Here is an 18,658-nt window from a genome sequence, read left to right on the forward strand (position 1 = left end):
ACTATTTAAATAACCGTAGCCGTTGCAGGGAATGCACGACCTTCACAATTTAATTTACCTTGAAACTCTGATTCTTCATTTAACACTAAGGTACCGGTACAGTTATAGCCTTTGAAGCTAAGAGTAAGACCTGAAATGCTGCCAATATGTTTATTGCCACTACTACCATTAGGAGCTTTAAAAGTATAAGTTCCTTTTGTCTCGTCATAGCTTTGAAGGGCTAAAATATAAGTGCCACCTTCAGCGTATTTAGTGAAATACTCTTTAGTTTTTTCATCAGCATTTTCAGGTAATTTTGTATTAATGGCTAACGTAGAAAGCTCATTAAATTTATTGCGTAATGTAATTGAGCGTACGGCATCATCGGCTGAATTTAAGCCGACATTATAGGCAAGCTCTCTCATTGCTGTGTCAGTCGATTTTAACATGGTATCAAGTGCAGCAAGGCGAATACTTTGCTCCGGATCGTTTAACATCGCTTTCAGTTCAGCTATTTCAGCGGCACGCTTTTTGATTTGTGCAGCCATAGATTCTGCTAAAACAGAAGTTGAAGAGATGCTCGCGGTAATGAGTGAACATATAGCTAGAGTTGAAAATTTGTTTGCCATTTAAATTCCTTGTATTTTTTTTGGTTGAACGGCGGGTCAGTAGCCATAATATCCTGAAATTTTATGACGTTACAATTGTTAATGTAAATAATATTGAATTTATTTTTTAACTGAAGATGAATTAACTCAAGTGATAGCCTGTATTTGAATTAGGGACAAACAAGGCTTGATAAAGTTTGGTTGCATAGCCATCAGTCATACCTGAAATATAATCCGCTATCACTCTATTAGCATTGTCACCGTTATCATTAGCTTGTTGCCAACGTTTTGCACTGTTACTTGGTAATAAACGTAATGGATCCGAAGATAGCGCTTCAAATAATTCCATAACAATTTGTTGGCCTCGATATTCAAGACGCTGAATATTGGTTTGTTTGATGACAAACTTAAAAACAAAACCTTTAAATATCGCCAAAACCTGCTTGGGGGTATTAGGTAAAGTCGCGTTGTATTTTAATAAGGGCTCAGAAAAATCAATATCGTGATAGCTATCATTTAAATTAGTTAATTCAATGGCGGTTATTAAGTAGTTAACTAAACCGCCAATGGCGTCTTTTTGTAAGTGATGATGCTCACTAAATAATTTACTGGTTAAACTTTGTGTATATTGTTGTAACCAGGGGTCATCAATCTGTTTTAATTTTTCAATGACATGTTGTTCAAAGTCATTTTGATTAACGACACCTGTTACTATAGCGTCTTCTAGATCATGAATGCCGTAAGCAATATCATCGGCTAACTCCATGATAGAGCAGTCTAGTGATTTAAAGCGAGTTTTGTGGTGAGAGTGCTTGTCATTGCCTGACTTTACCTGCTGAAATAAGTCGCGATCAGCTGCTGATAGCGGTGACAGTACCCAGTCGATAATATCTTGATCATCACAATATAACCCCTTAGGTGGATGCCAATCCTGAGCTTTAAGTTGTCTGTGACTAGTAAGTGGCTTGGTATTAGTTTCTTGTGCTAAGTTTGCCAAGGTTTGTGGGTATTTCATTAAGCCAAGTAAGGTTCTACGGGTTAAGTTCATACCGTGGTGCTCACTAAACGGCTCTAAACGGGCAACAATCCTAAACGTTTGCCCATTACCTTCAAAGCCGCCGTGTTTATGCATCATATAATGTAGCGCAACTTCACCACCGTGCCCGAAGGGAGGGTGGCCTATATCGTGCGCTAGGCAAATGGCTTCAATTAAACTGTCGGTGACAGGAAATAATTGTTGGCAAAGTTCAGGGTATTTACAACGTAGCTGAGCGGTAATACCTGAGCCTATCTGAGCGGCTTCAAGAGAATGGGTTAAACGGGTTCGATAGAAGTCACTTTGGCCGCTACCCATCACCTGTGTTTTTGATTGTAAACGTCTAAAAGCTGCAGAATGTAATATTCTAGCCCTGTCCCGTTGAAAGGGATCGCGATGGTCTTGTTGTCGTTGAGATACTTTATTAAGTCGTCGTGCTAACCAGAGTTCTATCATAATTCCCTGAGCCTGTGCAAAAATAATGTCGCAAAACTATCGTTTATGAAATTACATTAACATGCTAATTAAAAAATGCATATAAATCATTCATTAAAAGCTGAATGGCCATGTGAAAAAGACTATTTTTTGTTATTTATTTGCGATAAATATTGCTCGTTGAGGTGCAGGGTAACCTTCTATCGTTCTAGTACTATCATTGGGATCTAAAAAGTCTGATAGTGATTCTGTATCAATCCAATCGGTTTTTCGTTGCTCATCAAGGGCGGTAATATCCGTATTTACAACTCGAATATTTTTAAAACCACATCTTTCAAGCCATGCACACATTGCTTTTGCGCTAGGTAAGAACCAAACATTACGCATTTTTGCATAACGCTCACCTGGTACTAATACGGTATTTTCATCACCATCAACAATTAAGGTTTCTAATACTAACTCACCGCCTGTAACTAGCTGTGCTTTGAGTTGATAAAGAAAGTCAATGGGGGAGCGCCTGTGGTATAACACCCCCATAGCAAAGACGGTGTCGAAAGCATTTAATTCTGGTAATTGTTCAACGCCAAGGGGTAATAAGTTGACGGCATCATCTTGAATAAAGTGCTGTATTGCATTGAACTGCATTAAAAACAATTGTGTAGGGTCGATACCAACAACACACTTTGCTCCTGCTCCACGCATTCGCCATAAGTGATAACCGCTACCACAGCCTATATCTAAAACATACTTATTGGATAAATCACTTATGTGCTTAGCCAATCGGTCCCACTTGAAATCACTTCGCCACTCTGTGTCTATATGCAATCCATGAATATGATATGGGCCTTTTCGCCATGGTTTGAGCTTTTTCAATAAGTTTTCTAAGCGTTTGTATTCCCCTTCATTCAAGTCACCTTGACTACCCACGGTAACACTGCTGTTCAAGTCTACTTGGCTGTTGTTGCTCAAAGGTAAAGCGGCTAAAGTTTTCTGCCAATGTTTAAATTCACCATGTAAGTCGTTTTTCTGCCAGTGATCTAGTTGCGCTGGTAAGGTATTTAACCAATGACTTAAACGGTTAGTGGCAATGAGCTGATAAAATTTATTGAAGTTTGTCATGTGTGATCTGTTTTATTTTATAGCTATAAAAGAAATAAAGTTAAAGCATTGAAACCAAGGGGAAATATGGTTAAAGCCAGCTTGAGTTAAACGTTGTATGTGTTGCTCAGTTGAATCGGTACGCATTACATTTTCGAGTGCGGTACGTTTTTGAGCGACTTCTAACTCGCTATACCCGTTGGCACGTTTAAAATTATGATGTAAGTCAATTAGATGCTCATTCACTGTGTTGTCAGCATGAGAAATTTTTTCAGAGATAACTAAAATACCACCTGGGTTTATTCCCTGAGCAATTTTGTTAATTAATGCTTGGCGTTTGGTTTTATCGATAAACTGTAGCGTGAAGTTAAGCACAACCATAGAGGCATTTTCTATTTGAACCTCTTCAATATCAGCTTCCATGACTTCAACAGGGGTTTCGCCTTTAAAGGCGTTAATATGCATTTTACAACGCTCAACCATGGCACTTGAATTGTCTACGGCGATAATATTACAGCCAGTGGCTTTGATACTCTTTCGCATGGCTAAAGTAGCTGCACCTAATGAGCAGCCTAAATCGTAAACGGTGGTGTTTTTTTCTACAAATCCTTGGCTAAGATGGCCAATTGTGTCAATAATAGTATTATAACCAGGCACAGAGCGTGAAATCATATCAGGGAAAACTTCAACAACTTCAGCATCAAAAGTAAAATCTTTTACTTGTGCTTTAGGGCTTGAATAGATTAAATCAGTATCAGAGTTGTGCATGGCTATTTGCTATTTAAATGTGATGCGTTATTTTAACTGATATTGATATAGATAAATAACCCTATTTTGAGAAAAAGTTTGTTAAAAAAAATCTTTAAAGTTAGTTTGAATGTTTTGATGTATCTAGTTGTTTTGCTAACTAGTGTTATGTTATCTGCGCAGGAGCAGGACAATAGCGCTCAAAACAATAATAATAAAAAACAAAAATTCACAATAGCGATCAATGAAACTTCCTTTCCTTATCATTTTCTCGATGAACAAGGGCAAGCTGCAGGCGTGATGCCTGATTTATGGCGATTATGGGCACAAAAGCAACAAGTAGACATAGAGTTTATAAAACTGCCTTGGTCAGAGACACTTGAACAGGTAAAACAGGGGCGAGTTGATATTCATGCCGGTTTATCTATTACGGAAAAAAGAAAGTCTTTTCTTGCTTATGCTAAGCCATTATTTCAGCTTTATACGCATTTTTATGTCCATGCAGATTTGTCAGAGGTTACTTCTGTTGAGGAGTTAACTCCTTATACTATAGGTGTAGTAAATGGCTCAGCTCATATAGATATTTTACATAAACATTTTCCGCAGCTTAAACACAAAATATACCCCACTCGTCATGATCTTTATCAAGCGGCTCTTAAAAAAGAAGTCCTTGTTTTTACCGGTCTTGAGAAATTATCAAGCAATTTTAAGTTTTATCAGCAACTCATTAGTATGTATCCGCCTTATAAACGTTTACGTTATCAAAAAGGAGGTTTTGGAGTCGCTGTTGCTCAAAACAATGAAATTTTATTGAAGTTTGTTGATGAGGGAATGTCAAAAATCACCTCGGCAGAAAAATCTCAAATTGAAATTAAGTGGTTAGGGATGGATAAAAAGCAAGACAGCTTAAGTATTGCCTTTCCGATAAATTATTCACCCTATTCAGCATTATCTCCAACAGGTAAACCACAAGGTTTACTTATTGATATGTGGCGTTTATGGGCAAAACAAACAGACACCAAAATAACGTTTATTGCGGGACAAATTGAGCCATTTTTATCTCAGATAGAAAAAAATGAAATTGATATTTTACTAGGCTATCCAGAAGCTTGGTTAGATAGTGATAAATTTTCGTTAGCTGATCCTGTCTATCGTTCAAAAGCAAAAGTCTTTATCAATAAAAACATCTCTAAAGTTGACTCTTTAGATTATTTTAACCGAGCGAATGGTCGCGGAAAAGTAGGGATATGGCATAAAACACCGTTTAAAGAAGCTTTAATTAAACAATATCCTAATATTGACATACAAGAATTCTTAACGACTAATGAGCTGTTAAATGCGGCTGAACTAGGTGAAATACCGGCATTTATTGCCCATATTGATTTTATGGAATTAGCGTTGTTAAAAGCTAATTTACAATCATTTTTTTACCAATTAGATTCTCCAGTATTTAGCTCAAAAGTGTCTCCGTTAGTTAAAAAAGGTAATGATCGTTTAATTCATATTATTAATGAAGGCTTCCAGCAAATTAACTTAAATGAATTACTGAGCATTGAAGAGCGATGGTTGGTAAGTGACAGTAATTATTATAAAAACTTACTTAAAAAAGTCACCTTGACTGAGCAAGAACAGCAATTTGTTGAACAACAAAAAGCCTTAAAGGTTGGCATGTTAGATGCTCTACGTCCAATCCAGTTTATTAATGAAAGTGGTGAATTTTCAGGTATAGATAAAGACATGCTGAGCTTAGTCGCTGAAAGAACCGGCCTTAGTTTTGATTTTACCCGCTATGATACATGGTTCGAGCTCTATCAAAGTATGCTTGCTGGAGAGCTTGACTTAATCTCCAGTATTACTCCAACCCCTGAAAGAAGTGAGCGACTTTTATTTTCTAAAAGTTATTGGCAAACCCCGTGGGCTATTTTGCATCCTCAGGCAATAGGGCGACAAATCAAGTTAAGTAATTTTTATGGTAAACAACTAGCGGTTGTGAATGGCTATTATATTGCTGATTATTTAAGGGAAAAACATCCTTTAATAACTATCAAAGCGTTTGCCAGCAGAGAGGAAGGGCTGCATGCATTACAGCAAGGTAAAGTAGAAGGTTTACTGGAAACAATATCTTCAGCATCACAATTATTAAAGCAAGAAAGCCTAGTTAATTTGATGATATCTGTTATTGAAGATATACCACCTGATCGAAGCCATTTTGGGGTCAATAAAGATAATAGCCTGTTGCAAAGTATTCTAAATAAAGGCTTATTGAGTATTAGTCGTGAAGAAAAAGTTAATATTCATGATAAGTGGTTTAACGTAGATATTAATACTGGTCTTGATAAAACGGTTGTTTTACGTGTCGCAGCCCAGTTTTTCATTTTAATTTTGGTGGTGTTAAGCATTATTATTGTTTGGAATCGTCGTCTAAAAAAAGAAATCAAGTATCGAGAAGAGCTTGAGCAAAGTATGAAGCATATGGCAACTCACGATGACTTAACGGGGTTAGCTAATCGAGTACTACTTAAAGATAGGTTAAATACCGCTATAGAATTTCACCAACGGCAATCCTTGATGATTGCAGTGCTGTTCCTTGATTTAGATGGTTTTAAAGATATCAATGACTCCTTTGGACATGATGTGGGGGATGAGTTGTTAATTCATGTGGCTAGGTGTTTAGAGTCATGTGTACGAAAATCAGATACGGTAGTAAGGTTTGGCGGTGATGAATTTGTCTTATTATTAACAGGCTTACACGCCGCTAATGAAGCCGCTTATGTTGCAGAAAAGGTACTTGATTTGCTGAAAACGCCTTTTGAATTATCTACACAAACGGTGCAAATTGGCTGTAGTATTGGTATTGCACTATACCCTGAAGATGGGTACTCCGAAATAGAGTTATTAAAGACAGCGGATACCTTAATGTATCGAGTGAAATCTAAAGGTAAAAACCACTATCAATTTAATGGAAATTATTAAAGTGCCCTAGGGTGACTTTAATAAACTTTGCTTTATAATATGCGGCATTTAAAGCTTGCCATAAACACGAGCAAGTAGCAGTCATCTTATTATCAAGGCAGAATTTATGCGTAGTCTTTATTGTGGTGAGGTTAATGAATCTCATATTGGTCAAGAAGTCACTCTTTGTGGTTGGGTTAATCGTCGTCGTGACTTAGGTGCGGTAATCTTTTTAGATCTTCGTGACCGTGAAGGTCTTGTTCAGGTTGTTTATGATCCAGACTTACCAGAAGTTCTTGCGATAGCAAACACCTTGAGAAACGAATTTTGTGTTCAGCTAACTGGTAAAGTACGTGCTCGCCCAGAAGGTCAAGTTAACAAAGACATGAAAACTGGCGCGATTGAAGTATTAGGCTTAGAACTTAAAATTTTAAATAAATCGGCACCACTACCGCTTGATTCAAATCAAGTGAACTCTGAAGAACAACGCCTTAAATATCGCTACCTTGATTTACGTCGCAGTGAAATGACTGAGCGTATGCGTTTTCGCGCTAAAGTTACTTCTAAAGTTCGAAGCTCTCTTGAAGCACAAGGCTTCTTAGATATTGAAACGCCAATCTTAACTGCTGCAACTCCAGAAGGTGCTCGTGATTACTTAGTACCTAGCCGTACACATAAAGGTAAATTTTTTGCTTTACCACAATCACCTCAATTGTTTAAGCAACTCTTAATGATGTCGGGTATGGAGCGTTATTACCAAATCGTTAAATGTTTCCGTGATGAAGATCTACGCGCTGATAGACAACCTGAATTTACCCAAATAGATATTGAAACCTCGTTTATGTCTAGTGATCAGGTGATGGAAGTTACTGAAACCATGATCCGTGAATTATTTAAAGAAATGCTCGATGTCGATTTAGGTGAATTCCCACGCATGCCATATTCAGAAGCGATGGCGCGCTTTGGCTCTGATAAGCCTGATTTACGTAATCCGCTTGAAATTGTTGATGTGGCCGATATCTTAAAAGATGTTGAGTTTAAAGTTTTTTCAGGTCCAGCCAATGATGAAAAAGGTCGGGTATCTGTTATTTGTGTGCCACAAGGTGCGAGTCAATTTTCACGTAAGAAAATTGATGATTTAACTAAATTTGTGGGCATTTATGGCGCAAAAGGTATGCCTTGGTTAAAAGTTAATGACTTAGACAAAGGTATGGAAGGATTACAATCGCCAATTTTGAAATTCTTAAATGAACAAGCGGTTGATGCTTTACTTGAACGTACTAAGGCGCAAACTGGTGATATCATTTTCTTCGGATCAGATAGTTATAATGTAGTTACTGAAGCATTAGGTGCTTTACGCTTAAAAATTGGTGAAGATCTTGATTTACTTGAAGGGGATTGGAAACCGCTATGGGTTGTTGATTTCCCTATGTTTGAAGAGATTGATGGCGGTTTTCATGCATTGCATCACCCATTCACGGCTCCAACTAATTTAACGCCAGAACAGCTTGAAGCTGATCCTCTTGGCGCATTATCAGATGCTTATGATATGGTTTTAAATGGTTGTGAATTAGGTGGCGGCTCTGTGCGTATTCATGATCAAGCAATGCAGTCAGCAGCATTTAGAATTTTAGGTATTGATGATGAAGAAGCACAAGAGAAGTTCGGCTTCTTACTTGAAGCGCTTCAATATGGTGCGCCACCACATGCTGGATTAGCGTTTGGTTTAGACCGATTAGTTATGTTAATGACAGGCGCAAGCTCAATTCGTGAAGTAATGGCTTTCCCTAAAACAACTACGGCAGCATGTCCCTTAACCAATGCTCCGGGTAATGCAAATCCAGATCAACTTGTTGAGTTAGGTGTGGAGATTGCTAAAGAAGAAAACGTTAAAGATGAAAGCACTAAAGAAGAGAGTGCAGAGTAAATCTGATAAGCGCAACTTTGTTTGCGCTTAATTATTTTTGATTGACTAATTTGAGCGCGAACAAGAGAGTACACATGAGGTACTCTCATTTCACTACTATTTTGTAGTATAACTTCCCGACGACTATATATGGCTATAATTTTAGGAATTGACCCTGGCTCACGCTTTACTGGCTACGGCGTCATTCAACAGCAAGGTCGAGTTTTTACTTATCTAGGTAGTGGCTGTATCAAAGCCCTTAGCCAAGGTGAAGATCTTGGCTCGCGCTTACAAACTATTTTTGCGGGTGTTTCGGAAATTATTCTACAGTTTAAGCCCGATATGTTTGCCATTGAGCAAGTGTTTATGGCAAAGAATCCTGACTCAGCTCTTAAGTTAGGGCAAGCTCGTGGCGCTGCAATAGTAGCAGCTACGAACAATGATTTACTTATTGCTGAGTATTCTGCTCGGCAAATTAAACAAGCGGTTGTGGGTACTGGAGGCGCAGACAAGTCCCAAGTCCAACACATGGTTAAAACTATTCTTAAATTACCCGGCACTCCGCAAGCAGATGCTGCTGATGCGTTGGCTGTGGCTTTATGTCATGCCAATAGTTATGAAAGTCTTGAAAAACTTTCAGGTCAGGCTAATAAAACCGTACGTCGACGGTTAAGATAAAAATTCTCCTTAACTATTTACTGTATAAATATCTAGTGTTATGATTTTGCCAATGAATAATTATTATTGGGTATAAGTTGTGATTGGTCGTTTATCTGGCACTTTAGTTGAAAAATTCCCTCCTGAAATTCTGATTGAGTGCGCTGGTGTTGGCTATGAAGTTACTATGCCTATGACAAGTATTTATGCACTACCTGAGCTGAACGAGCAAGCGGTTATATACACACACTTTGTGGTACGCGAAGATGCACAACTACTTTATGGTTTTGCTAATACTACAGAACGAAAGTTATTTCGGTTATTGATTAAAGTTAACGGTGTTGGGCCTAAGTTAGCGTTAGCGGTTTTATCGGCTATGTCTGCGGATCAATTTGTCAGTTGCGTAGCACATGATGATGTTTCCGGTATTGTTAAAATCCCTGGGGTTGGTAAAAAAACAGCAGAGCGTTTGTTAATTGAAATGCGCGATCGGTTAAAAGACTGGCAAATAACTAGTACACCAGCAACAGATGCAATGCCGCTACAATTAAATACTGAACAAACCTTTGTTAATAATTTTAATGATCATAAAGGTGATGCTATCAACGCACTAGTGTCATTAGGCTATAAGCAAGTACAAGCGGATAAAGCTGTTAAGTTAGTTTATAGTGATGGCATGTCTAGTGAAGATATCATTCGTTTAGCACTTAAATCTATGTTGTAAACGGTAGGCTTGCCATTGTAATACCAATTTGATTAAATTTCTTCCCTACTCAGAGCTATGCTCGATGTTCAATAACAAGGCAAATTTGTTTAGGTTTAGTCATTCTAAATCAAATAAATTTCACGAAGTTAGTGGGCATCGAGCAAGCTCCCAAAGGGCGGGTTTAAAAGGCTTACATGCTGCGTTATTGATTTTGACAAGGGAATAACCATTCTCTTCAATCAATGCTTTGCCTCTAAGCCTTTTAATTCTCGCTGAGTGGGAAAGAACTTAATCAACTTGGTATAATACGGCAGTTAAAAAATAATATGAGTCAAAGATAAAGCACGTTTGCTTTGAAATATAGGAATAAAAATGATTGAAGCAGATAGGTTAATTGAGCCGGTAGCAACGATTGAAGATGAAGGTGTAGATCGTGCTATCCGCCCTAAAATGTTAGCTGACTATACCGGGCAAGCTCATGTTAAAGCGCAGATGGAAATTTTTATTCCAGCAGCAAAAAAACGTGCTGAGCCACTTGATCATCTGCTTGTTTTTGGGCCTCCTGGATTAGGAAAAACCACATTAGCCAACATTGTCGCCAATGAAATGGGGGTTAATATTCGAACAACCTCAGGGCCAGTGTTAGAAAAAGCAGGCGATTTAGCCGCTTTGTTAACCAACTTAGAAGAAAATGATATTTTATTTATCGATGAAATTCACCGCTTAAGCCCAGTTGTTGAAGAAGTGCTTTATCCTGCTATGGAAGATTATCAATTAGATATTATGATCGGTGAAGGGCCAGCAGCGCGCTCAATTAAATTAGACTTACCGCCTTTTACCTTGATTGGCGCAACGACACGAGCAGGTGCCTTAACCTCGCCACTACGTGACAGGTTTGGTATTGTACAGCGTTTAGAGTTTTATAATGTTGAAGATTTAACGTCAATTATCAAACGCTCGGCACACTTTTTAAATTTAAACATTGATGAAAAAGGGGCGTTTGAAGTGGCTCGACGTTCTCGCGGCACGCCTCGAATTGCAAATAGGTTGCTGCGCCGTGTTCGCGATTATGCGGATATCAAAACTCATGGCGTCGTTAAACAAGAAACCGCTGCAGCTGCTCTTGACATGCTTGAAGTTGATAATGAAGGCTTTGATATTATGGATAGAAAATTATTGCATGCTATTATTGATAAATTTATGGGTGGGCCAGTAGGGCTTGATAATGTAGCGGCTGCTATTGGTGAAGAGCGTGAAACTATTGAAGATGTTTTAGAGCCGTTTTTAATACAGCAGGGCTTTTTACAACGTACACCTCGCGGTAGAATTGCGACCGATAGAGCATATCAACACTTTTCTATCGACAGACCAAAATCGAGTTAAGATGTCTTTAACCTAATTGTTTTGGTATTCGAAGAACATTTTATTAGCGTTCTTTACGTGATTGCCATGCTTTAGCAACACTGTAACGCCATAATGCTTGGATACCAATGTAGCCAAGTATACTAAAAACGACTGCTAGCACACCACAGCCTAATAAAAATGCAGGCCCTATAGTAGACAAACTCTCTACTACCCACTGCCAACTCGCTTCAAAGTTAAACTCCTGAGCTGGTGCACCCACTAACCATGTTCCAACAATATAACAAGCATAGAATATCGCAGGCATAGTTAAGGGGTTAGTAATCCAAACTAAGGCGATTGATAATGGCAGATTTGCATGGACTAAAATAGCGATGCCAGCAGCTAAAATCATTTGAAAAGGAACTGGAATAAAAGCAAAAAATAACCCAACAGCAAAAGCTTTTGCAACAGAATGACGGTTCATATGCCACAGGTGAGGGTTATGTAATAAGCCACCAAAAATCTTTAAGTGTTTATTCTTTTTAATACTTTCATGATCTGGCATGAAGCGCTTAATAATCTTTTTTGGCATATACTAATACTTATATAGGTCTACAATTACTACTTAACCCAACAAATTTAAACCCAACTTTAATACAGGAAGTATTACATCACTATGGATTGGTGGTTAGCGAGTTTTTTTCTTGGTGCTATATTGTCACTATTTTTGCCCGTAGTGCCAGATCTTTTTGCGCTATTTTTGCTTCTAAGCTTGGCAATTATTTTTTTATGGTTAAAACCTACACGATTATGCTCTGGTGTATTGTTTGGCATAAGCTGGTTATTGTTTAATGCCTCAGCTTTTGAAAGTGTATGGCAAAGCAATTCGCTAGATCCATTTGAGTTAGCTGAGAAACCTCATTTACTTCAAGGTCAAGTAATGAGTTTATATTCAGTAAAGAAGCAAATTGTTGATACAGATTCAACGCGTGTAAGTTCTAATCAGCCATTACGTTTTAATTTTAATGTTAGCTACATTGATAACCAAGCGTTAGTTAAGCCTATATTAATTCGCTTGAGCTGGAAGAATGCTCAACTCTCATTATTACAAGGACAAGTTGTCCAATTAAAAGTTAAGTTTAAACCAGCCCATGGCTTGGCTAACTTAGGCAGTTTTAGTTATCAAAGTTGGTTAAATAGTAAAAAAATCAGCGCAACAGGTTATGTGATTAACGGTAAACATAATACCGTGTTAAGGCCAACAAGCACACTGAGACAGCAAAGCTTGATGGCATATCAGTCGCTATTGCCTGATCATGAATTAACGCCTTTATTGTTGGCATTAGGTTTTGGTTCACGTAATGAATTAAACCCTATGTTATGGCAAGTACTCCAAGCAACTGGCACAGGGCATCTTATTGCTATTTCTGGTCTACATATTGGGCTTGTAGCAACAGGAAGTTATTTCCTGTTCATTTTTTTTATTCGTTGTTTCTTAATGACGTTACTCACTAATAACCACAATTTATTGAGGTTTAATAGTCGTTATCTAGCGATTGCTGGTAGTTTACTTATCGCATTCCTTTATGGCTATTTAGCTGGCTTTTCCTTACCTACGGTTCGAGCGTTAGTTATGCTATGTCTATATTGGGCTGTACGTTTATCAGGCATAAAATTATCGATAAAACGCTGGTTACTAATTACCTTATTTATACTGACAGTAACAACACCATTTAGTTTATTTACCGCAAGTTTTTGGTTATCAGTTTACGCAGTGATTGTGATTTTCATATCTTTATGGCGCTTTAAACATGTTATTTCAACAGGGCATAAATTTTGGCGATTTATTAAAGGGTTACTTGTTATTCAGCTCAGTTTAACTTTGATGCTTTTGCCAGTGAGTGCTGTATTTTTTCAGCAAGTGTCTGCAGTTGCTTTACTGGCTAATATTATTGCTGTGCCGTGGATGAGTTTTTTGACTATTCCCTTGTGTTTATTGTCGGTAATTTTAATGCCGATATCTGATGTTTTATCACAATGCTTAATGTCGCTTTGTTTAATAACATTGCAAGTAATTTGGATTTATTTAGGTTTTTTAGCTGAGCAATCGTGGGCGTTAATTCCTTTAGCGCGCGTAGAGGTGCAACTAGTGGTGATACTTACTGTACTCATTGCTTGTGTACTCTTTTGTCAGCCTAAATTTATAGGAGTCTTGAAAGGTAAAAACGTATTAGTTTATGGCTTGAGCGTATTAATGGCTGGCTTATTTGTTTCTCATCTTTACTTTCCTAACCTAGTGAAAGCAAAGTCAGTAAACAATCAAGATAATAACAAAGCGCGACAGTGGCAGTTAGTTGTTTTCGATGTGGGTCAAGGACTGTCGGTATTAATAAAAAAACAAACTAAAGCCATTTTATATGACACAGGCGCATCTTATGCGAGTGGTTTTAATATGATTAACGCGGTGGTATTGCCTTATTTGCAATATGCAGGCATTAAACAATTAGACAAAGTATTTATTAGTCATGGTGATAATGATCACGCAGGTGGACTAGTTACACTAACGCAATCGATGGTCATTGAGGAGTTAATTTATAACCAAGTCGAACAGGGTGCTAGCACCCGATGCCAACAAGGAGATGTCATTCAATGGCATGGATTAACGTTAACTATGTTATGGCCTGAAAAACCCTTAGGCAAGGAGAATGATGACTCTTGTGTGTTACTAATTTCTGATGGTAAACATAAAGTGTTATTAACAGGTGACATTTCAACCAAAGTTGAGAAGCAGTTGTTACAGCAATATCCTCAGCTTAAGGCTAATGTTCTTGTCGTGCCACACCACGGCTCAAAAACATCATCAAGTGTTCAATTTATTCAACGGTTAAATCCTAAAATAGCCATTATAAGTGCAGGTTTTTTAAATCGCTGGCATATGCCTGTTTCAACTATTGTTAATCGTTATCAGCAGCAGAATACTTCATTAATTAATACCGCAGATGCAGGACAGGTAATTTTGCATTTTTCAGATGACGGAATTTATCGGCAAACCTATCGAGATGATCTTTGGCCATTTTGGTTTGCTAAATAAAACTCGCCAATAGAAATAGTTGGTTGTTGAAAAGAATCACGTTAAAATCAAACTATTATCATATTTTAAAGATGCAGTGAGACTATTTCTCCCATGGCAAACTCTCCCACAGCCACTACATGGCAAAATTTTAGACGACTACTTCACTACGCTAAGCCTTATAAATTAGGCTTTGTTGTCGCCATAGTCGGTATGTTGGGTTATGCCGCCATTGATGTTTATTTTTTGTCAAAGTTACAACCATTAATTGATGAAGGCCTTGAAGGAGCAAATCCTGAATTTATGAAATGGGCACCTTTGTTTGTTGTGATTGCCTTTATCTTTAGAGGAATTTTTCATTTTGTTGCCAACTACTGTTTAGCTTGGGTAGGTAATCATGTGGTGACTGATCTTAAACAGCACCTATTTGAGCATATTATGACCATGCCGGTTGCTTTTCATGATAAAGAATCGACAGGTACTTTAATTTCAAAGTTAACTTATGATACCGAACAAGTGCTTAACTCAGTAAGTAAATCCATTTTAGTGATAGTGCAGCAAAGTGCCTTTGTACTTGGGCTAATTGGCTTAATGTTTTATATAAGTTGGCAGCTTTCGGTTATCTTTTTACTTATCACGCCTATTATTGGCATTATTGTCAATGTTGTTTCAAAGCGCTTTCGTAAAGTCAGTAAAAATATTCAAGGGGCAATGGGCGAGGTGACTACTGCTGCTGAGCAAACTTTTAATGGTCATAAAGTGGTACTTACGTTCGGTGGTCAGAAAAAAGAGTTTCAGCGTTTTGAAAAGATAAATAACAATAATCGCCAACAACGAATGAAGTTAGTGGCAACTAAGTCAGGCAGTGTCCCCATTATTCAAATTATTGCATCGTTTGCTTTAGCTTTTGTTTTTTACGCAGTGAATACAGAGAGTTTGCGCGACTCTATATCAGCGGGTAGTTTTGTCAGTGTTATTACCTATATGACTATGCTGTTAAGACCGTTGAAAATGTTGACGAATGTCAATAGTGAGTTTCAAAAAGGCATGGCAGCTTGTGTGAGTATTTTTTCTGTACTTGATCAGGAAACTGAAAAAGATACCGGCTGCAAACAGCTTAGCAAGGCGAATGGAGAAGTTGTTTTTAGAGACGTTAACTTCTCATATGATTATCAAGCCGATAGTAAAGATAATAAATGGTCTCTTGAGGATATTTCTTTTGCCATCAAGCCAGGTGAAACGGTTGCATTAGTAGGACGCTCTGGTAGCGGAAAATCAACGGTTAGCTCATTATTATTGCGCTTTTATGATGCCAGCCAAGGAGAGATTTTGATAGATGGTAGCAAAATTGAACAATACCATTTAAAAGATTTACGACATCAGTTTGCTTATGTTTCTCAGCAAGTGGTACTTTTCAACGATACATTAGCTAATAATATCGCCTATGGTAATGCTCAGGCAAGTTATGACGATATCGTTGCAGCGGCGAAAAGCGCGCATGTGATGGAATTTGCAGAGCATATGGAGCAGGGCTTAGATACCAATATTGGTGAAAATGGCGCGTTATTGTCTGGTGGGCAAAGACAGCGAGTGGCTATTGCTAGAGCATTATTATGTGATGCGCCTTTTTTAATTTTAGATGAAGCAACCAGTGCGTTAGATACTGAGTCTGAGCGTCATATTCAAGAGGCTTTACAAGTGTTACAGAAAAACCGTACCTCTATTGTTATTGCTCATAGACTTTCTACTATCGAAAATGCCGATAACATTATTGTTATGGAGCAAGGAAAAATTATAGAACAAGGTGATCATAAAACCTTACTTGAAAAAAATGGCCCCTATGCACAACTTCATCGTTTTCAATTTGAGCAGTAGTAATAATATGCTGATAAACACTAAGACTTATGCGGAGTTTATGTGCGCTTAATTGAAAAGGTTTGGTTTGATAATCACAGCGCTAAATATTGGTTAGTTCCCATATTATTGCCACTAACAGCGGTGTTTTTTCTACTCAGTCTGTTGAGAAGGCTTGCCTTTCGTTTGGGACTTTTCAAGTCTATTCAATTAACTAAGCCCGTAGTGATTGTGGGTAATATTGGTGTTGGTGGCAATGGTAAAACACCTATCGTTGTTTATCTGGTGACACAAGCAAAAAAATTAGGTTTAAACCCAGGTGTTATTTCTCGAGGTTACGGCGGTATTGCGCCGTCTTACCCTTATTTACTCGATGAAAATAGCAATAGTAAAGAAGCTGGAGATGAGCCGATTTTAATTGCTGAGCGCTGTGGTGTACCTGTTGTGGTAGGCTCAGATCGTGTCGCTAATGCGCAACAATTAATAGCCCAAGGTTGCGATATCATCATTAGTGATGATGGTCTGCAACATTACCGTTTAAAGCGTGATAAAGAAATTATTGTTGTTGATGGTAAACGCTTATTTGGTAATGGCTGGCTATTACCTGCAGGGCCATTAAGAGAAGGGCGTTGGCGCTTAAAGCAAAGTGATGTGCTGATATACAATGGTGGAAAGCCTGAGAAAATGTCAATAACAATTGATAAACCTGCATTGCAAATGATGCTTGAAGCTAAAGAGCTTGTTCATATCAAAAGCGGTGAAAAGCAATCATTAAGTGACTTTTTAGCCGTGAATAATACAGTGGATGCAGCTGCGGGTATTGGAGATCCTCAACGCTTTTTCGATACCCTCATAAACTTGGGGTTTCACTTATCAGAGCATAAAGGTTTTATTGATCATAAAGACTACTCGTTAGAAGACTTCAAGTCATTTAAAAATGAATTACCGCTATTAATGACTGAGAAAGATGCGGTAAAATGTAAAGAGTTCGCACAAGATAACTGGTGGTATTTACCTGTCGATGCTGTTTTTTCTGAGCAAGATGAACAAGATTTATTGACTTGTTTACAATCATTAACCGCCACAAGTAAAAAATAACTTAAGTTAACTTAACTCAATTTAACTACTGAAGATAATATAATAGAGAATAAAATCATGGCTTTTGATACTAAATTAATGGAAATTTTGGCTTGCCCAGTATGTAAAGGCAAGCTTGACTATGACAAAGCTGCACAAGAGCTTATTTGTAAGTTTGATAAATTAGCTTATGCCATTGAGCAAGATATCCCTGTATTGTTAGAAAGTGAAGCGCGCCAGATCTCGATGGAAGAACCAGTAGAGCCTTCAAGTGAGCTACAGGGTAAATAATGATGACCAGCACTGCAGATAATCACGCTTTTATTGTTGTCATTCCTGCTCGTTTTCAGTCATCTCGGTTGCCGGGAAAGGTTTTAGCCGATATAGGTGGCAAGCCCATGATCCAATGGGTAGTTGAAAAAGCCTCGTTAAGTGGTGCACGAAAAGTTATTGTTGCCACCGATAATGATGAAGTAGAGCAGGTCGTGAAAAGTTTTGGCGGTGAAGTGTGTAAAACACGTAGTGATCACCAATCAGGTACTGAGCGCTTAGCTGAAGTAATGGAGCAGTATCAATTTTCTGATGATGAAATAATCGTTAATGTTCAAGGTGATGAGCCATTTATTCCTCCTGAAAATATCGCTCAAGTAGCTAAAAATTTAGCAGCGCAAGATCAAAGCACTACTAATAAAATTGCTCGAATGTCGACGCTAGCAATCAATATTCACTCAGTTGAAGAAGCCTTTAATGCTAATGCTGTTAAAGTGCTTACCGACAAAAGTGGTTATGCACTTTACTTTAGCCGTGCCACTATTCCTTATGATAGAGAACGCTTTCTAGGGAAAGAAAATATTGACACCATCGGTGAGTTTTATTTAAGACACGTTGGTATTTATGCTTATCGTGCTGGTTTTATTAAAGATTATGTAAACTGGCCAACTAGCCAATTAGAGCAAATTGAAGCGCTGGAACAATTAAGAGTGCTTTATCAAGGCGAACATATTCATGTTGCTGTTGCTCAATCCAATGTACCCGTTGAAGGCGTTGATACACCAGAAGATCTTGAAAAAGCACGTTCATATGCATTAACCCTGTAAAGCTAATTTGTTTTGCTTATTTTTAGACTCCTTCGTGCTCAGGATGAACGGGTAAACCTGAGCACGAAGGAGCTTGTCTAAGGGTGAAATAA

15 protein-coding genes are annotated in these 18,658 nt (G+C 37.9%); 10 read left to right on the forward strand and 5 right to left on the reverse strand.

Annotation, left to right across the window (positions count from 1 at the left end; genetic code table 11):
* Positions 1-5 precede the first annotated feature (5 nt).
* The 4 genes from AC27GZ_RS07570 to cmoA form a co-directional block, all read right to left on the reverse strand.
* The gene (locus AC27GZ_RS07570; RefSeq protein ID WP_487094296.1) at positions 6-608 is read right to left on the reverse strand and encodes a hypothetical protein; all 603 of its coding nucleotides are present in this window, start codon (positions 606-608) and stop codon (positions 6-8) included.
* Positions 609-729: 121 nt separating this feature from the next.
* Positions 730-2,082: an anti-phage deoxyguanosine triphosphatase gene (locus tag AC27GZ_RS07575; protein WP_487094541.1), complete on the reverse strand. Its 1,353-nt coding sequence runs from the start codon at positions 2,080-2,082 to the stop codon at positions 730-732.
* A gap of 129 nt (positions 2,083-2,211) precedes the next feature.
* Positions 2,212-3,177: a tRNA 5-methoxyuridine(34)/uridine 5-oxyacetic acid(34) synthase CmoB gene (gene cmoB, locus AC27GZ_RS07580; RefSeq protein ID WP_487094297.1), complete on the reverse strand. Its 966-nt coding sequence runs from the start codon at positions 3,175-3,177 to the stop codon at positions 2,212-2,214.
* A gap of 12 nt (positions 3,178-3,189) precedes the next feature.
* Positions 3,190-3,924 (reverse strand): carboxy-S-adenosyl-L-methionine synthase CmoA, encoded by a 735-nt coding sequence (cmoA, locus tag AC27GZ_RS07585; protein ID WP_487094298.1) that lies wholly within the window; start codon positions 3,922-3,924, stop codon positions 3,190-3,192.
* Positions 3,925-4,071: 147 nt separating this feature from the next.
* Here cmoA and AC27GZ_RS07590 point away from each other — a divergent pair, with 147 nt between their 5' ends.
* From AC27GZ_RS07590 to ruvB, 5 genes are all read left to right on the forward strand, one after another.
* A complete protein-coding gene (locus AC27GZ_RS07590; RefSeq protein ID WP_487094299.1) occupies positions 4,072-6,876 on the forward strand; it encodes a transporter substrate-binding domain-containing protein in 2,805 nt (934 codons plus the stop codon).
* 106 nt (positions 6,877-6,982) lie between these two features.
* Entirely contained in the window at positions 6,983-8,782 is a 1,800-nt protein-coding gene (aspS, locus tag AC27GZ_RS07595) for an aspartate--tRNA ligase (RefSeq protein WP_487094300.1), read from the forward strand.
* 129 nt (positions 8,783-8,911) lie between these two features.
* Positions 8,912-9,439, forward strand: coding sequence for a crossover junction endodeoxyribonuclease RuvC (gene ruvC, locus AC27GZ_RS07600; protein ID WP_487094301.1), 528 nt, complete (start codon positions 8,912-8,914; stop codon positions 9,437-9,439).
* Positions 9,440-9,518: 79 nt separating this feature from the next.
* Positions 9,519-10,142, forward strand: coding sequence for a Holliday junction branch migration protein RuvA (ruvA, locus tag AC27GZ_RS07605; protein WP_487094302.1), 624 nt, complete (start codon positions 9,519-9,521; stop codon positions 10,140-10,142).
* A gap of 354 nt (positions 10,143-10,496) precedes the next feature.
* Complete coding sequence (gene ruvB / locus AC27GZ_RS07610) at positions 10,497-11,507, forward strand: Holliday junction branch migration DNA helicase RuvB (RefSeq protein WP_487094303.1); 1,011 nt, start codon at positions 10,497-10,499, stop codon at positions 11,505-11,507.
* 43 nt (positions 11,508-11,550) lie between these two features.
* Here ruvB and AC27GZ_RS07615 read toward each other — a convergent pair whose 3' ends face one another.
* Positions 11,551-12,060, reverse strand: coding sequence for a DUF2062 domain-containing protein (locus tag AC27GZ_RS07615; RefSeq protein ID WP_487094304.1), 510 nt, complete (start codon positions 12,058-12,060; stop codon positions 11,551-11,553).
* Between the two features lie 84 nt (positions 12,061-12,144).
* On the opposite strand from AC27GZ_RS07615, the gene AC27GZ_RS07620 reads away from it, so the two are divergent.
* The 5 genes from AC27GZ_RS07620 to kdsB all read left to right on the forward strand — a co-directional run bounded on the left by AC27GZ_RS07620 (position 12,145) and on the right by kdsB (position 18,566).
* Complete coding sequence (locus AC27GZ_RS07620; protein ID WP_487094305.1) at positions 12,145-14,559, forward strand: DNA internalization-related competence protein ComEC/Rec2; 2,415 nt, start codon at positions 12,145-12,147, stop codon at positions 14,557-14,559.
* A gap of 93 nt (positions 14,560-14,652) precedes the next feature.
* Positions 14,653-16,413, forward strand: a complete 1,761-nt coding sequence (msbA, locus tag AC27GZ_RS07625; protein WP_487094306.1) for a lipid A export permease/ATP-binding protein MsbA — start codon at positions 14,653-14,655, stop codon at positions 16,411-16,413.
* Between the two features lie 42 nt (positions 16,414-16,455).
* The gene (gene lpxK, locus AC27GZ_RS07630; protein ID WP_487094307.1) at positions 16,456-17,490 is read left to right on the forward strand and encodes a tetraacyldisaccharide 4'-kinase; all 1,035 of its coding nucleotides are present in this window, start codon (positions 16,456-16,458) and stop codon (positions 17,488-17,490) included.
* Positions 17,491-17,547: 57 nt separating this feature from the next.
* Positions 17,548-17,760 (forward strand): Trm112 family protein, encoded by a 213-nt coding sequence (locus AC27GZ_RS07635; protein WP_487094308.1) that lies wholly within the window; start codon positions 17,548-17,550, stop codon positions 17,758-17,760.
* Between the two features lie 2 nt (positions 17,761-17,762).
* Positions 17,763-18,566, forward strand: coding sequence for a 3-deoxy-manno-octulosonate cytidylyltransferase (gene kdsB / locus AC27GZ_RS07640; RefSeq protein WP_487094542.1), 804 nt, complete (start codon positions 17,763-17,765; stop codon positions 18,564-18,566).
* The last annotated feature ends 92 nt before the right edge of the window (positions 18,567-18,658 follow it).

The organism is Colwellia sp. SU-HH00943, assembly GCF_057546125.1.

Bases quoted from the DNA above. Each gene is read 5' to 3' on its own strand.
- AC27GZ_RS07570 (WP_487094296.1), bottom strand. From the start codon at position 608: ATGGCAAACAAATTTTCAACTCTAGCTATATGTTCACTCATTACCGCG.
- cmoB (WP_487094297.1), bottom strand. From the start codon at position 3,177: ATGACAAACTTCAATAAATTTTATCAGCTCATTGCCACTAACCGTTTA.
- cmoA (WP_487094298.1), bottom strand. From the start codon at position 3,924: ATGCACAACTCTGATACTGATTTAATCTATTCAAGCCCTAAAGCACAA.
- AC27GZ_RS07590 (WP_487094299.1), top strand. From the start codon at position 4,072: ATGTTATCTGCGCAGGAGCAGGACAATAGCGCTCAAAACAATAATAAT.
- aspS (WP_487094300.1), top strand. From the start codon at position 6,983: ATGCGTAGTCTTTATTGTGGTGAGGTTAATGAATCTCATATTGGTCAA.
- ruvC (WP_487094301.1), top strand. From the start codon at position 8,912: ATGGCTATAATTTTAGGAATTGACCCTGGCTCACGCTTTACTGGCTAC.
- ruvB (WP_487094303.1), top strand. From the start codon at position 10,497: ATGATTGAAGCAGATAGGTTAATTGAGCCGGTAGCAACGATTGAAGAT.
- AC27GZ_RS07615 (WP_487094304.1), bottom strand. From the start codon at position 12,060: ATGCCAAAAAAGATTATTAAGCGCTTCATGCCAGATCATGAAAGTATT.
- AC27GZ_RS07620 (WP_487094305.1), top strand. From the start codon at position 12,145: ATGGATTGGTGGTTAGCGAGTTTTTTTCTTGGTGCTATATTGTCACTA.
- msbA (WP_487094306.1), top strand. From the start codon at position 14,653: ATGGCAAACTCTCCCACAGCCACTACATGGCAAAATTTTAGACGACTA.
- AC27GZ_RS07635 (WP_487094308.1), top strand. From the start codon at position 17,548: ATGGCTTTTGATACTAAATTAATGGAAATTTTGGCTTGCCCAGTATGT.
- kdsB (WP_487094542.1), top strand. From the start codon at position 17,763: ATGACCAGCACTGCAGATAATCACGCTTTTATTGTTGTCATTCCTGCT.